This window comes from Metabacillus sp. cB07 (assembly GCF_016839225.1).
GTDB lineage: Bacteria > Bacillota > Bacilli > Bacillales > Bacillaceae > Bacillus_P > Bacillus_P indicus.
Window position 1 is genome coordinate 2,269,250 of record NZ_CP069296.1, and the last position, 15,127, is coordinate 2,284,376.

At 43.5% G+C, this 15,127-nt stretch carries 12 protein-coding genes; 2 read left to right on the forward strand and 10 right to left on the reverse strand.

Annotated elements, in window-relative coordinates; genetic code table 11:
• Window positions 1-81: 81 nt before the first annotated feature.
• From JOJ89_RS11380 to JOJ89_RS11395, 4 genes are all read right to left on the reverse strand, one after another.
• Entirely contained in the window at window positions 82-876 is a 795-nt protein-coding gene (locus JOJ89_RS11380) for an ABC transporter permease (protein WP_029565879.1), read from the reverse strand.
• 14 nt (window positions 877-890) lie between these two features.
• Window positions 891-1,679, reverse strand: a complete 789-nt coding sequence (locus tag JOJ89_RS11385) for an ABC transporter permease (protein ID WP_029280741.1) — start codon at window positions 1,677-1,679, stop codon at window positions 891-893.
• 13 nt (window positions 1,680-1,692) lie between these two features.
• Window positions 1,693-2,688, reverse strand: a complete 996-nt coding sequence (locus tag JOJ89_RS11390; protein WP_029280739.1) for an ABC transporter ATP-binding protein — start codon at window positions 2,686-2,688, stop codon at window positions 1,693-1,695.
• 325 nt (window positions 2,689-3,013) lie between these two features.
• Window positions 3,014-4,735 carry an LTA synthase family protein gene (locus JOJ89_RS11395; protein ID WP_203287415.1) on the reverse strand — a complete coding sequence of 574 codons (1,722 nt, stop codon included), beginning with the start codon at window positions 4,733-4,735 and terminating at the stop codon, window positions 3,014-3,016.
• A gap of 261 nt (window positions 4,736-4,996) precedes the next feature.
• Here JOJ89_RS11395 and JOJ89_RS11400 point away from each other — a divergent pair, with 261 nt between their 5' ends.
• Both JOJ89_RS11400 and JOJ89_RS11405 read left to right on the forward strand, forming a co-directional pair.
• Complete coding sequence (locus JOJ89_RS11400; RefSeq protein ID WP_029565880.1) at window positions 4,997-8,059, forward strand: efflux RND transporter permease subunit; 3,063 nt, start codon at window positions 4,997-4,999, stop codon at window positions 8,057-8,059.
• A gap of 80 nt (window positions 8,060-8,139) precedes the next feature.
• Window positions 8,140-8,709: a GNAT family N-acetyltransferase gene (locus tag JOJ89_RS11405; RefSeq protein WP_029280736.1), complete on the forward strand. Its 570-nt coding sequence runs from the start codon at window positions 8,140-8,142 to the stop codon at window positions 8,707-8,709.
• Between the two features lie 24 nt (window positions 8,710-8,733).
• Here JOJ89_RS11405 and JOJ89_RS11410 read toward each other — a convergent pair whose 3' ends face one another.
• From JOJ89_RS11410 to JOJ89_RS11435, 6 genes are all read right to left on the reverse strand, one after another.
• Window positions 8,734-9,891 carry an MFS transporter gene (locus JOJ89_RS11410; RefSeq protein WP_029565881.1) on the reverse strand — a complete coding sequence of 386 codons (1,158 nt, stop codon included), beginning with the start codon at window positions 9,889-9,891 and terminating at the stop codon, window positions 8,734-8,736.
• 232 nt (window positions 9,892-10,123) lie between these two features.
• Window positions 10,124-11,587, reverse strand: a complete 1,464-nt coding sequence (locus JOJ89_RS11415) for an alpha/beta hydrolase (protein ID WP_407656363.1) — start codon at window positions 11,585-11,587, stop codon at window positions 10,124-10,126.
• A 194-nt stretch (window positions 11,588-11,781) separates the two neighbouring features.
• Entirely contained in the window at window positions 11,782-12,075 is a 294-nt protein-coding gene (locus tag JOJ89_RS11420; RefSeq protein ID WP_029280732.1) for a DUF3817 domain-containing protein, read from the reverse strand.
• 168 nt (window positions 12,076-12,243) lie between these two features.
• Window positions 12,244-13,872: an MDR family MFS transporter gene (locus JOJ89_RS11425; RefSeq protein WP_029280731.1), complete on the reverse strand. Its 1,629-nt coding sequence runs from the start codon at window positions 13,870-13,872 to the stop codon at window positions 12,244-12,246.
• A 10-nt stretch (window positions 13,873-13,882) separates the two neighbouring features.
• Window positions 13,883-14,308, reverse strand: a complete 426-nt coding sequence (locus JOJ89_RS11430; RefSeq protein ID WP_029280729.1) for a MarR family winged helix-turn-helix transcriptional regulator — start codon at window positions 14,306-14,308, stop codon at window positions 13,883-13,885.
• A 508-nt stretch (window positions 14,309-14,816) separates the two neighbouring features.
• The gene (locus tag JOJ89_RS11435) at window positions 14,817-15,050 is read right to left on the reverse strand and encodes a YozE family protein (protein ID WP_029280728.1); all 234 of its coding nucleotides are present in this window, start codon (window positions 15,048-15,050) and stop codon (window positions 14,817-14,819) included.
• Window positions 15,051-15,127 lie beyond the last annotated feature (77 nt).

The window sequence follows — 15,127 nt, forward strand, 5'->3', positions numbered from 1 at the left end:
TTCTCTTTTGATATTAGAATTCACTTCTGCAGAAACTCTATCCAATAAAAAGAGCTGAACGAATTCGTTCAGCTCCCTCTCTTACGTTCCGGTACTCGCGTATGCCCGCAATCCATACAGCCAGAAAATATACGCAAGCGCAATGCTGCCTAAACCGACCAGCGGGGACATGATGCCGACAAAAGCATACCCCTCTCTGTCAAGGAACCACGCCGCCGGATAAAAGGCCGTAAATCCGTACGGAATGACCCATGTTAAAAAGACACGAATGGTTTTGTTGTATATTGTCAGCGGGTATTTAGCAAACTCACTCAGATTAAAAACAGCATACACAATAGGCAGACTGTCGATCATCCAAAAGGAAAAGGTGGCAAAAAACAGGTTGATGGCAATGTAAATCAAACCGCTTGAAACAATCATCACAACGAGCATCAGCCAATCTGCGAAGCCGAATGCCAGATCCAGCTGCGGAAAGGCTGCTGCCAGAATAAGTATCCCGATCACAAGCTGACCCAGTCCGTCCTGCTGCAGCCTGTCTGCACACACGTGAAACAGCGGATTGATCGGCCTGATGAGTAGACGGTCCATCTGCCCGGGCCTTACATACTGCCACCCAAGCGTCCATAAATTATCAAAGAATATATGATGCAGAGACCTGCCCGTTGCGGCAATACCGTAAATAAAAAGAATTTCATAGAACGTCCAGCCGTTAATTTGCTCAATATGATCGAACACCACTTTCACAAAAAAGATGCTTGCGAACTGCTGGAGCATCACGCTGATCACACCGATGAAAAAGTCCACCCTGTATTCCATCATCACCTTAATGTGATTTTTCGCAAAAATATAATACAGCTTTGTATACCGTTTCAGCATTGTTTATTACCCCCTTACCCGCCGAAAATGGTCACTTTTTTGATCGCCTGGGACCAAATCAGTTTCATGATGAGAAACATTCCGAGGCACCAGCCAAGCTGAATCAGCACGGCAATGTATGCATCACTGCCTTCCAGAATACCTGTATATATAGAAACAGGCGTAAATACCATCGCCTGAAACGGCAAATATGAGCTCAGCGTTTCAAGCCACCCGGGAAAAAGCGTAATGGGAACAAGTGCTCCGGAAAAAAACGTGATGACTCCCTCTTTCAGGACTCTCAGACCCCAGACATTTACTGTCCAAAAGGCAATAATGCCAATCATCAGATCAAAAAACGTGCCAATCCAGACTCCAAGTGCCGCACTGATCAAAAACAGGAGCGCAGCTTCCGCCGAACCTGGAAGAGACAGATCGATGAACACAAAAGCAATCACCATCAGAGGGAGTGTTTCCCTGAAAAAATGAGTGATCTTCCCTCCGAAATCCATGAAAATCAGTTTAAAAATGACATCATATGGTCTCATAAGCTCAATGGCAATGTTCCCGTCCCGGATATCATGCGCAAGTTCGTTTCCGACTCCAGAAACATACCCCTGTATAAACATGGCCACCACAATATACGTCAGCATATCCTGGAGCGTAAGATTCTGAATGGTGTCCTTGCCGTCATAGACGGCATGCCAAAAATAAAACATGATCATCAGACGCATGATGGATGATGCCGTTCCAGCCCAGTACCACGCGGAGTATGCAGTGTTGATCTGCATTTGGGATTTTGCAAACATCAGGTATTTCGTCATTTCTATACCCCCCCTATAGCCCGCGGTTATAAATTTCTTCTACAATGGTTTCAATTTTTGGATCGTTTAAAGATAAATCGATAATGTCATTTTCAGATAAAACGGCGGAGATCACTTCTGATGCAGCCACATCCTTTTGAGAAAATGCAAGAATGACTTTTTGCTGCTGGTCTTCATCGACTGCCCTGAGCTCTGTTCTGTCCTTAATAGCGGCCGGGTATGAGAACGATTGCACACTTTCGACTTCAAAGTGGATTTCCCGTTTGGCCGCGAATGTGTCTTTAATTTCATGGAGGCCGCCGTCGTATAAAATGGAACCATTGTCAATGATGATGATTCGGCTGCAGATCTCTTCAATGTCCTGCATATCATGCGTTGTCAAAAGCACCGTCGTACCAAACCGGGCATTCATTTCCTTAATAAATTTCCGTATCCGCACTTTCACTGCTACATCAAGCCCGATTGTCGGTTCATCTAAATATACGACATCCGGCCTGTGGAGAAATGCCGCCGCAAGCTCACATCTCATTTTCTGCCCCAGTGAAAGCTGCCTTACCGGTATCGAAAGAAGCGGCTTCAGCTGCAGAACCTCTGTGAACAATTCAAGTGTTTCCTTAAACTGTTCTTCAGGCACTTCATAAATATGTTTAAGCAGATCAAACGACTCAGATACCGGGATGTCCCAGAACAGCTGTGTCCGCTGTCCAAAGACCGCACCGATCTGTTTCGCATTTTGTTTTCTGTTTTTATAGGGAACAATCCCCCCAACCTTTACTTCCCCGGAAGATGGAGTCAGAATTCCTGTCAGCATTTTGATGGTTGTAGACTTTCCGGCACCATTTGCACCGATGTACCCGATCATTTCCCCGCGTTCAATCTTGAAATTGACTCCTTTGACAGCCGTCTTAGTCACGTATGTACGTTTAAAAAGTGCTCTCACTGCGCCTCTTAAGCCGGGATCTCTCTTTACAAGCTTGTATTCCTTCTTTAAATCTCGTACTTCGATCAATCTGATGTTCCCCCTTTGCTGTCTGTATTTTTTGCAACTATAAAATTATAGAACTAGTAGAAAATTTTGTAAATCATTTTTTGATGCGCTTTCAAAAAAATATTCTGCTGCCTAGGACATCTTTTCAAAATAAAAAACCGTGTATCCGGTTGGATACACGGTTTCAGGAGGGCCCAAAGCCTCATCCATTAATCTCGCGTCTCAGTCAATACTTGTTGAAAAGCTCTAAGAGGAGGTCATTTTCAAGAAACATGGATGACCATTCAATATCCTGGACAAGTTTTTCATAGTTTTCTCTGCAGGCTTCAACATCCGTTACTTTTCCTTAACGGTTATCTATGCACTTTCCTGATTTAAAGTTGCCAGTATGCGAAGCTGCATAATCATACTTATCGGAATAAAATGAATATCTCGTCGTTTCATATGCAAAGCCCGCAAAGCCTTCCGTAACGGTGTCAAGCGGCTTGCCGAATTGTATTAGCGGCTGTTCAATTCCAAGCAGTGAAGTTATTGTCGGTGCAATATCCATCTGGCTGGCAGTCACTTCATTGACAGTGCCTTCTTTTTGACCCGGATGATGAATAATGAGGGGAATATTAAATTGGGCTTTTTCATCAAAAGGAACTCCAAGCAGATTATTAATCTCTTTTTCATCCATAGGGAGAGGTCCGTAATGATCGCCATAAACTACGAAAATGGACTCGTCCCACAGGCCCTTCTCTTTAAGATCCTGAATGAAAAGACCTAACGTTTTGTCAAAATAATGGACAGACTGCAGATAATGCCCTGTATTGGTATCGTCAAACCTGTCCGGAAGATCAAGTTCACGGTATTCCTCAGGCATGACAAACGGTCTGTGGTTCGTCAGGGAAACAATAAAACTATAGAACGGCTTTGTTTCACTCGCATAAATTTCTGTCATCTGTCTGAATATACTTTCATCTGATATGCCCATTCCGATGATTTCATCAGATGCTATGTTTGAATGATTTTTATGATAAAACGTTTCGTAGCCCTGTTTGTCATAGGCTGCTTCCCTGTTCCAGAAGTCCGGAACATTTCCGTGGGTAGCACTTGTTGTATAGCCTCCGCCTTTAAGGATGTTCCCAAGCGAAAGATAGTTGTTTTCCGGGAAAGCATTGTAAACTCCTTTTGGTGCCATCGGGTAAATGGAATTGTTGGCTACAAATTCGGCGTCCGACGTATTTCCGCGGCCAATTTGAAGGTACGTATTGGGATAATACTGACTCTCCTTAATCAGCTTATCCAAATTCGGTGTAATTTCTGCCCCGTCAATGGTGAGTCCCACGGTAAACACGTTAAGGGATTCTGCCTGGACCATAATGACATTTTTGCCTTTGAATTTGCCGAAATACGGGGAGTTCTTCTGCAGTTCCTGGTTCTTCCTGAAATATGCCTGAAGATTTTCAGTCTTCTTTTTATCCCCGACAAATGTTTCATTGGCAAATGCTTCATTTACGGTCATCTGTTTAAAATCGTAAATATGTGCAGGCAGAATTCCAGTCAGTGAAACTTTGTACTGATCTGAAAACGTTTCTTTAAACGGGAAGAAAGAAGTAAAAATTAGGGCAGCAGCACCAGCTGCAAAAATTGCCCTGCTTTGCCATTTCAGCACTTCCTCTGTTTTCAGCCAGTAACAGAATATTAGAACTGAAGCAACTGCCGGGACATCAGCCCAGTAAAGATAATCGGTCTGATAAACCAAAGAAAGAATGGAATCTTTGACATCTCCAAGCTGACCCGCCTGCCCTGCAAGCTTTAAATTTAGAATACCGTCATAATAACGTTCATACAGAACGTCTGCATACAGCAAAAGCGACAGTAAAAAATATATTAGAAAAACGGATGTGAATTTCACAATGGATCTGCCTGTGGCAAGGAGGGCAGCCAGACATAATGCCAGCCCAGCCGATGCTGTGAGAATGAACTTTTTGTGGGGGGACATTCCCAGTTCATGTACGAAATACAATGATTTCAAAAACCAGAATCCGCTGATTGTAAAGACAATGGTAAAAAAGAGAAACATGCTTTTTTTATTCCTATTAAAATATGACAATCCTACACTCACCTTTATCATATAGTTACATATGTTCACTCCATCATATCAAAATGCCTAGAAGAAACAACAAAAAAATTTACAAAAAATTAATTTTGTAATCTTACATTTACATTCTCCCTCTCTCTACAAGTTCACAAATTTTTAACACATTCGGAAATGAAAATCACGCAGCAAGTGTGCTATAGTTTACTTAGTCAAATTTGACCTAATTGAAGGAGGAACTTATTTATGTTCGAGAGCTTTCTCAAACGCGGAAAATTAATTATCATCTTATTTTTCGTTATTATTCTTGTCGGAGGCTATTTGTTTTACCAGCTTCCCAAACGCGAACTGCCCGAGTTCTCGGCAAACATCGTAACCATTTCAACGGTTTATCCGGGTGCAGATGCATCCGTTGTTGAAAGTGACGTAACAGAAGTGCTTGAAGATGCCATTAATAACTCCGATGGCGTTGCGAGCCTGAATTCTGTTTCAGCAAAGGAGTTTTCAAATGTCATAGTTGAAGTAGAAGATGGTGAGGATCTGGAAAAGATCACATCCGACCTAAAACAAAAAGTATCGGATGCCGCTTCCAAACTGCCTGATGAAGCATTTGATCCTGAGGTCAAACAGGCTCAGACAGGGCTGCCTGTAGCCTCATACATGTTTACAGCAGATAGCGCAGATACGCTTAAACAGAGCCAGGAAGAAATACTCCGTTTAAAAGAGAAGATTCAGGAACTTGATGGCGTATCAGGCGTTACTATAAAAGGATTCAAAGAAAAAGAGGCTGTCCTGGAGCTTGACAGTGAAGCTCTTGCAGAAAATGGCCTGAATGTCTCTAACATTATTGAAGCCATCAACAGCGAGTACAAAACAACACCGCTTGGCGAAACGTCCCAAAATGGTGAAACGATCCGTCTCACTCTTGATCAGTTCAAGGATATTGATCAAATTGAAGACATAACTGTACTGTCTCCGATCACTAAGGAAGCTGTCAAAATCGGAGATACGGCAAACCTTGTGCTGACGGAAAAAACGCAGGAAGATATCGTTTCATTTGAAGGCAAACCTGCCTATTCATTCACCGTAAATATCGAATCCGGTCTTGATATTCCTGCCACTTTTAAAAAGGTCGATAAGGAATTAAAAGACGAACTCAGCCTTCCGGACAATGTGGAACTGAAAACCTACTACTCGCAAAAAGCGGATGTAGACAAAATATTTGATGAGTTGATTAAAGAGGCTGCTATTGCTGTACTGGCCGTTATTCTTATTACTACTCTCGGTCTTACTTTGAGCGGAGCCTTTATCGTGTCACTTGCGATTCCGCTTTCAATTACGCTTGGAACTCTTCCGCTGCCGTTTTTGGACGTAGATCTGAATCAGATCTCAGTCATCGGCCTCATCATCGCGCTTGGAATACTTGTCGATGACGCGATTGTCGTCAATGACAATATATTAAGGCAGTATAAGCTTCAGAAAAACGGCAATGCCCTGCAGGCAACCAAGGATGGCGTGAAAGAGGTTTGGGGATCCATTGTGACTTCTACACTCGCTGTTATCTTTGCTTTCCTGCCGCTTACTCTCTTATCAGGTGCGAATGGTTCATTTATCCGGTCCCTGCCATCTGTACTGATTCTGACGATTGCGGCTTCAATGATCATTTCATTGACCCTAGTGCCTGTTTATCAATATGCCGTCAATAAGCGCAAAATCCGTGTCAGTGAAAAAGAACCCGGCTTCCTTGGCAGGCCATTGCTTAGATTATCGAATTTTTATGCTGATACACTGCTTGCAAAAATCGTCAAACGTCCGGTTCTAATCGGAATTACAGGGATTGTCGGAACGACGCTGATTTTCCTGCTGGCATTCTTTGTGCCGTTCGAATTTTTCCCGTCAGCGAACAAGAAAGAAGTGACCGTGACGGTTACCATGCCGACAGATTATACACTGGAAGAAACGAATACTGTCCTTGAAGAAATGGAAACTGATCTTCTTGCTATTGAAGAAACAGAAGAAACAGCTATTTTTGCAGGCTCCGGTGTTCCCGGTCTCTTTAGTGAAACGGTTGAAAATGCAGGTCCAAATACGGGACAGATTGTCACTCGCATCGACAACGAAGCCGTTACAGCTGACGCATTTATTGCAGAACATACAGATACACTCAGGGAAAAGTATCCTGAAGCCGAAATTTTCTTAACAACGATTGTTCAGGGTCCTCCAACGGGTGCACCTGTTACTGTGAAATTAAGCGGCGAGGATTTCAATAAACTGAACGAGATTAAAAACAAACTCGCTTCTGACATTAAAGAAGCAGACAGCGGGCTGATTATTGATAATGTGAAAGAGCCGGTATCTTCTGTTCAATATAAGCTTGACCGTACAGCTTTAACAGAAAGCGGCCTGGATCCGAAATTTATAAGTGATCAGATCCGTCTGGTAACCGAAGGCGTGCCTATGGGAACCTTCAAAAGCAACAACGAAAACATTGACTTATTGATTAAGCAGGACCCTGCTGTACATGAAGAAGGCATCAAACTGGATGAAATTCTGGTACCCCTTCAATCTGAAGGTCCAGTGCCTCAAACAGCTCCCCTAAGTCAATTTATCGAAACTGACACAGTGGAGCAGTATCAGACCATTCCGCGTGAAAACGGAGAACGTACGATTACACTAAAAGCATATCCTGGTGAATCAGAAACGTTCAAAGAGGATGTTGCATCCATCGTAGATGACTATAAGGAGAATTATTCCGGTGAAGGTTATACATTGACTCTCGGAGGAGAAAACGACGATCAGACGAAATTCTTCGTTGAAATCAGTCTTCTGTTCTTAGTTGTACTCGTTCTGATCTACATCACGATAGCGTTCCAGTTTAATTCTCTTTCCCTTCCATTGCTTGTGCTTGGAACAGTCTATCTTGCAGTTGCCGGTGCTGTTGCAGGATTATTCGTTACTCAGACACCGTTCAGCTTCATGGCCACAATGGGAATCGTTTCTCTAGCTGGAATCGTGGTCCGGAATTCTGTTGTTCTCTTTGAATTTATCGAACAGCGGATGAGAGCTGGTTACGACCGTGCCGAAGCGGTTATTGAAGCCGGACGCGCAAGAATCCGTCCGATTTTACTGACAGCATTCACGGCGCTTGTTGCCCTTCTGCCTGTGGCATTCAGCAACGATCCGCTCTTTAAACCGCTCGCCATCAGCATCGTTTCAGGGGTTCTCTTCTCGACAATCCTGACCCTGCTGATTGTGCCTGCCCTGTTTATTACGGTCGATAAACTCCGTTCAAGAAAGAAAAAAGCATGATTTAAGTAAGGCTGCCGGGATTGGCAGCCTTTTTCTTTTTATGTATAGTAGACGAATAGACAAAGATTGGGGGAATTTCAATGTTTATACATAAGATTAATGATGAACTCTCACTTAAATTGACGGATGTCAGAGATTCAAAGCAATTGTTCGAACTGACAGACGGGTCCAGAAGTTATCTGAAAGAATGGCTTCCGTGGCTTGATTTTACGGTCAAGGAAGAAGATACAAAGGCATTTATTGAAGGCACCCTCCGTGGATTTGCCGATCATAAAAGCTTAAGCACAGTCATTCTTTTCAAAGGAAAAATAGCGGGTACAGCAGGATTCAATTCCATCACCTGGCCAAACAAAACCGCCTATATCGGATACTGGCTCGGTAAGGATTTTCAAGGCAACGGCATTATGACAAAAGTGGCGGAAACACTGACTGAGATTGCGTTTAATGAATATGGACTGAACAAAGTAGAAATAAGGGCTGCAGTAGAAAACATGAAAAGCAGAAGCATCCCCGAACGCCTCGGTTATAAGCATGAAGGCACCATCCGCGAGGCAGAATGGCTGTATGATCATTATGTTGATCATGCTGTATATGGAATGCTTGCACGTGAGTGGGAGCAAAAAAAACACTCAACTAAAAAGCAGGTCTGATGGATGTTCAGACCTGCTTTTTTATCACGTATTCTCTTTTAAAACCAAATGCTCTTTTTTGCTTAGTTTTTCTTCAAGAAGCGTCAGCACCACCGGAATAAGCAGAAAAATGCTGGAGATTTGAAAAAGCACGGCCGTTTCGACAAACTGAGCAAGAATCCCGAAGACAATTCCGCTTAAGCCGATTCCAAAATCGATCGCAGAGAAGTACATGCCGTTTGCCACACCCCTTCTGTTGTCAGGGGTCATGGAGAGCGTCCATGACTGAAGCGTCGGAAGCAGGGAACCAAAGCCGATTCCAAACAAAATTCCGGCAGCAGCTATTCCTGCATTTGTATGGGAGAATGACAGAACCCAAAGACCCGAGAAGGTTAAGACCGAACATACAATAATTAAACCCTTCGGCCCCTTCTGATCAAACCATTTCCCTGAAATCGGTCTTGAAACAGATGCCATTATGGCATTAAACAGGTAAAACAGAAAAATCTGCTCAATCCCCCGTTCTTCACCGAATATCACAATGAATGTCACAACCGACCCATAACCAAACGTCGCGATCATCGTTATGAAAGCAGGATACCAGCTTGATTTTTCAACAAGCGAACCAACATAGGAAAATGTTAAATCTTCCTTTTTAGTGTTCGTCACTGATTGAGGCGTATGGTAACGCACAGCAGCAAGCAATCCAATCGCAATCAGACCGAGTGCACATGAAATGTAAATTAAGTTGTTAAATGACGTAACCCCAAAAAGATATATTCCAAGGCTTGGAGCAATAATCATGCCAAGCGTAACGGACAGGCCAAAATAGCCCATGCCTTCACCAAGACGCGATTTCGGAATCACATCTACGGCAGCCGTACCGTTTACTGTTGTTGAAAACCCCCAGGCAAGACCATGCACAAACCGAAAAAGCAGAAAAATAAAAATCATGCTCGATAACGGATATACGATGGTAATGGCAAGAAGGGCTGCAGCTCCGGCAAGCACGAGCGGCTTGCGTGTCCGGTATTCGAGCATATAGCCTATAAACGGCCTGCTTAATACAGCGCCTATTGAAAACAGTGCAGTCACAAGCCCGATCTCAAGACCTGAGGCCCCAAGAGACTTTATGTAGGGCGGAAGTGTCGGGATCAGCATCTGAAACGACATAAAAATAAACAAATTTCCAACCATGAGCATCACAAACGACTTTGTCCACAGCGGTGCTTTTACTAATGTACTCACTTTATCTCTCCTAAATTATCTGTGTATCTGTCAATATATTTCGCATTCCTAAATAATAGCACAGACAGCGTCTGGATTATACTGATTTAGCTCCGTGAATTATTGACAGAAAATTTCGAAAGGATAATTTATACATTTCCAAAGATAAAGCAAAAAATCCCGTATATGAACGGGATTCTGTCAATTTTCAATACGGATCTGTCTCTTTTCCAGTTTTTAAATCAATGACCTTAACTGGATCCGCCGGTGCGGGAATGTTCTTGCTTTCTGGAGGCCTTGCGCCGTTCTCCACCCAGTCTGTAAGTAAATCAAAGGATTGATGGGCATACGGCAAAAGCGGCTGGAGCTTCTTCCCGGCATCCGTTGAAGCATTCCAGACCAAGCTGTCGACATGATTGCCATTTTCAATGTAATACATGCGGTGCAGTTTATCCTTCCCTGCTTTTTTAACAAGCTTCTCATATCCCGCTGCATGAATGTCAGGGAAAATCAGAGTGTCAAGGGTACCCGTAAAACTGATAAGCGGAACATCGATACCTCCCGTGTTCGCAACCTCTTTAATGCTTTCTTTTACGCTTTTAGGACGGGATGGATAGCGGTAGTTTTCGAAAATAGAGTCATAGGTTCGGTCTCTCACTCCATTAATAAAATTCAAGTAATTTTTCCAGTCAATCCGTTCAGGTGCATTAGGATCAAAATGATCGCGGTAAATATTTGCAGTAATAAACCAGTACACCTGGTCATGATAGCTCCATAATGCTTCTGATCCTTTTGGAACCCCTGCTTTATACAACTCTTTTACCGCTTTTTCTTTCTCTTTTCCACTGCCGTATATGGCAGGCTCGGCATGATTGACAACCGCTGTCAAAGAGGAAATCAGGTTGGGCTGCTTCTCTGTCCAGAGAACACCTTCCCAGTCAACGCCGCCATCAAACAGCCTGTCTTCTTTTTTCTGGCGCCCGTCATGCTCAAGCGCGTACCTGACCACATACCCTCCGTTTGAAATTCCAATTGCATATGTAGGAACACGGTGGTTTTTTCTAATAAGGTGATGCGCAGGATTTGACTTGTCTTTAGGCGAGATAAGCTTGTCCGCATAATTTTCCTGGAGGTAAGCTTGAGCTGACGCCGTTATCTGCCGGTACCTTTTGTGCCATTCGGCAACCGAATCATCTTCTTCAACAAGAGCATTTTTTGCTTTTGCAAATGGATCTGCAGGATCTAATCTACCTTGTGTTCCCTTATCAATGGCCGCAAAAGCGTATCCTTTTTCCAGGACAAAATCACTGAAGAGCAAGTCTGTCGAGGTTTCATTGCGCGTTGCAGGAATTCCGGCAGATACCAGTTTCCCGTTCCAGTTATCGGGAATCCGGATCACAAATTGTGCATCCTCAAATGCTCCATTAACCTGAGTTCCGGTGACTGGGGCTGGATTGTACATTTTGTGCCAGCCTGTTTCATCTTCTGCACTCCCCCACAAATGCGGCGTCAATCCGAGATTCCCAAAAAGAGTTGCCTGCTGATATTGAACGGGATTCTTTGTCGTTAAATAATTCTCATTTATTCCGTCAAAATAAGTTTTTTTCAAGCTGTGTGCATCAGGAATAGAAGCTTCTTGTGCGGCAGACACTCTGGCAGGCTCATTTGTCATGGGGATAATAGGCGCAAGCAGTGCTGCTGATAATGTAACCGCTATCATTTTTCTCCTCAAACAACCACACCCTTTTTAGAATTTTCTGTAAACCGAACATACTCAGTTTACTCTTTTTGGGAGCGTAGGGCATGGGACGAAAGATGCAACTATAAAAAGCAAAAAAATAACCCGTATTTGGGTTATCTCTTTAACTATAAATTGGCTTTTTTTAGTCTTGAATCAAGAACCATATTCCCAAATGGAATAAATGCAACAGCCACTGCACTGAATACCCAGGCAAAAGACCATCTGATTTTATACGTTGTATATGCAATGATCAGGAGGTAGGCAATAAAGAAGAATCCGTGCAATGAGCCGACAATCGTAACGGCCATTGGAATATCCGCCCAGTACTTCAGCGGCATGGCAATAAAGAGAAGGATAAGCAGCGAAGCTCCTTCAATGAATCCCATAAATCTGAAACGCTCAATCGGTGTTTGAGGCATAGGTGTTCCTCCATCAACTTTTTTCTTCATTATAAAGCAGAATTTTAGCAAAAACCACTCTTCCCGGACAGACGTCATAGAATGTTCAATTCTATATGTATGTCCACTGCACCGCTTTATACCTCTTCACGCAGGAAAAACCAAGGTGCTCATGCACCTTGGTTTTCATTAGTTTTCGCTGCCCTGCAGTTCTCCGGTTTTTATTGCTTTTTCTTTTTTTACTGAAGGCTGATCCTTTGCACTTCTTAATGGAATTTCTTTAATAAAGAAGGTTAAGAGAATCGCAAGCGCCATTGTAATCGTCACGAAGATGAAAACACCGGATAACGCGTAGCTGAGGGAATCCTGCAGCTGACGGATGACGTTTTCAAAGAAAGGCACCGCTTCAGGAGGAAGTGTGTTCTTTAAGCCGTCAAGCTTCTCATGATCAAGCAGCAGCTGAGGGTTTTGCAGAGATTGAAGTTTCCCCGCAAGCTCAGGTGATGCTGCCATCTGATTCGTGTCACTGGCGCTGCTCATTGAAGCCATTTTATCCTGCATGCGCGAATTAAGAAGTGTTCCCATGATGGCAACTCCAACAGTCCCCCCGACGGAACGGAACAGCTGTGAGGATGCCGTTGCGACACCAAGCAGCTTCTGCTCTACCGCATTTTGCACTGTAAGCGTAAAGACAGTCATGCCAATTCCGATGCCAAATCCGACAAGTGTCAGGTAAAATACGAGCAAATACTGCGAGGTGTCTACCGTCATGGTTGACAGCAGGTAAAGGCCTGCTGCAGATATGCACAGCCCGATGATTGCCTGCAGTTTGTACTTTCCTGTTTTAGAAATAATCTGTCCGCCAAGAGCACTTGCAAACACAAGGCCGAGCGTCATGGACATTGTCAGGAAGCTGGAATGAGTAGCCGAGTAGCCGAGTACACCCTGAATGAAATAAGGAACATACATGACACCTCCGAACATGGAGACCCCAATGACAAACCCGATGACATTTGAAATGGTGAAGATGCTGTTTTTAAACAGATCGAGCGGCAGAATCGGGCTGACAGCTTTTCGTTCGACTAAAATAAAGATGATCACGGACAGAGCTGCTGCCGCGAATAGAGAAAGGATTTGTGCTGAGCCCCAGTCATATTTCGTTCCTGCCCATGAGAAAGCGAGAAGTGCTGCAACAATGGCTGATGAAAGGAATAACGATCCAAGATAATCAACCTTCTGGCCGGGCTTTTTCTCCGTGGACGGGAAAAGCTTCCAGATAAGTACGAGCGCGACAATTCCAAGCGGAAGGAAAACCCAGAATACCCACTTCCATTCAAGGTTATCGACAATGTATCCGCCGAGCGTCGGTCCGAATACACTTGAAACCCCGAACACGGCACTCATGGCACCCTGCCACTTGCCCCGCTCTCTTGGAGCAAATAAATCCCCTACAGCCGTAAAGGCAGTTGACATGATCATACCTGCTCCAAAGCCCTGAATCCCGCGGTAGCTGATCAGCTGAATAATGTCAGTTGATGTACCTGCAAGAAAGGCTCCAATAGAAAAAATGATGATCCCGATGATAATGAAAGGTTTCCTTCCATACATATCTGATAGCTTTCCGACAAGAATGGTTGTAATTGCACTTGTCAGCATATAGATGGTGAAAACCCAGCTGTAATAATCAAGCCCTCCAAGCTCTGAAATGATTTTTGGAAGAGCATTCCCTACAATTGTCTGATTTACTGCCGCAAAAAACATCGCTGCAATGATGGCAATCATTATCGTTATTTTTTCTTTATGACTTAAATGTTCCATGATTCCACCTCTAGTTTTCTTCTAATAATTTTTTTAAAAGGCGATTAAATACAATCATTTCATCATCGGTTACGTTTTCCAGTTTCCGGTGAAAGTATTCTGTGATGGTCGCCTCTACTGTTCTTGCCACTCTCTCTCCTTCTTCCGTCAGCTGAAGAAGGACAACTCGTCTGTCGTCACTTGCCCTGACACGTGTTAAGTAGCCTTTTTTTATCAGCCGTTCACTGACTGATGTAATATGACTGCACGAAACGCTCAGCAGATCTGCAATCCGGCTGACATTTGGATGATCCTGTTCATGCACGAGCCGAAGCACCATAAATTCATTGAACGGCAGCATGGGTTCAAGCATGTCATTCAAATGTGCCCTGGTCATCTTGTTCAGCTTTCTGTAATTCGAGAGAAATTCGTAGGTGAGCTCCTGGCGTGTATTCATGTTCCCCTCCCGTTTCCAAATCAATTTAATACTTAACTTACTTAACTATTAACTTTATTAACTATATGACGGAGCTGAAAAGTTGTCAAGGGATAAATGATGGATGAGTTTTTCTGAAAAAAATCCCTTTAACGAACGGCATTTTAGACACTGGGTTAAGTTCTAGCGTAAAATTTGCGCTTCTGCTTATGCTACTTTTTACACTCAAGAGGGTTTTACCGTACGATTCACCCTTTTGCTTATGCTATCTTTCACGCTCAAGAGGGTTTTACCGTACAATTCACCCTTTTGCTTATGCTATCTTTCACGCTCAAGAGGGTTTTACCGTACAATTCACCCTTTTACTTATGCTATCTTTCACGCTCAAGCAGTTTTACCGTACGATTCACTCTCTAACTCTCGCTTTTATTTGTAGCATCATGTTCTTCAGCATAATGTGGCGGCACTTCCTGCAAGTCCAAATAACAAGTTCTGAGGCACAAAAAAACAGCCCTGGCCAGGACTGCTCTCAAAATGCTGATTTTTTTACTATTTCCGCTTCATACAAGTCCCAGGCGTCATCAAATACGACAAGACCCGGGAGGTATGAGCCGTTAAGCTCGAGGTATGAGCTGATTTCGTGGTAATCGTCGGATGATTTTGGAAAGCTGTGATCATCGTAAGCATCATTGGCAAAACGGCTGATGTCATCCTGAGGCTTTGGATGCCTGAATTTCATCAGGTAGTGATAAAAAGATTTCATGCGGGTCCCCTCCGTTGGGTTTGTAAAGTGCCCCTATTATAACGCGGATTGGACAAGAAGAAAACCTCAGAATTCTC

Bases quoted from the DNA above. Each gene is read 5' to 3' on its own strand.
- JOJ89_RS11425 (WP_029280731.1), bottom strand. From the start codon at position 13,872: ATGGAACATTTAAGTCATAAAGAAAAAATAACGATAATGATTGCCATC.
- JOJ89_RS11385 (WP_029280741.1), bottom strand. From the start codon at position 1,679: ATGACGAAATACCTGATGTTTGCAAAATCCCAAATGCAGATCAACACT.
- JOJ89_RS11435 (WP_029280728.1), bottom strand. From the start codon at position 15,050: ATGAAATCTTTTTATCACTACCTGATGAAATTCAGGCATCCAAAGCCT.
- JOJ89_RS11380 (WP_029565879.1), bottom strand. From the start codon at position 876: ATGCTGAAACGGTATACAAAGCTGTATTATATTTTTGCGAAAAATCAC.
- JOJ89_RS11395 (WP_203287415.1), bottom strand. From the start codon at position 4,735: ATGTTTCTCTTTTTTACCATTGTCTTTACAATCAGCGGATTCTGGTTT.
- JOJ89_RS11415 (WP_407656363.1), bottom strand. From the start codon at position 11,587: ATGACAAATGAGCCTGCCAGAGTGTCTGCCGCACAAGAAGCTTCTATT.
- JOJ89_RS11420 (WP_029280732.1), bottom strand. From the start codon at position 12,075: ATGCCTCAAACACCGATTGAGCGTTTCAGATTTATGGGATTCATTGAA.
- JOJ89_RS11400 (WP_029565880.1), top strand. From the start codon at position 4,997: ATGTTCGAGAGCTTTCTCAAACGCGGAAAATTAATTATCATCTTATTT.
- JOJ89_RS11430 (WP_029280729.1), bottom strand. From the start codon at position 14,308: ATGAATACACGCCAGGAGCTCACCTACGAATTTCTCTCGAATTACAGA.
- JOJ89_RS11410 (WP_029565881.1), bottom strand. From the start codon at position 9,891: ATGCTCATGGTTGGAAATTTGTTTATTTTTATGTCGTTTCAGATGCTG.
- JOJ89_RS11405 (WP_029280736.1), top strand. From the start codon at position 8,140: ATGTTTATACATAAGATTAATGATGAACTCTCACTTAAATTGACGGAT.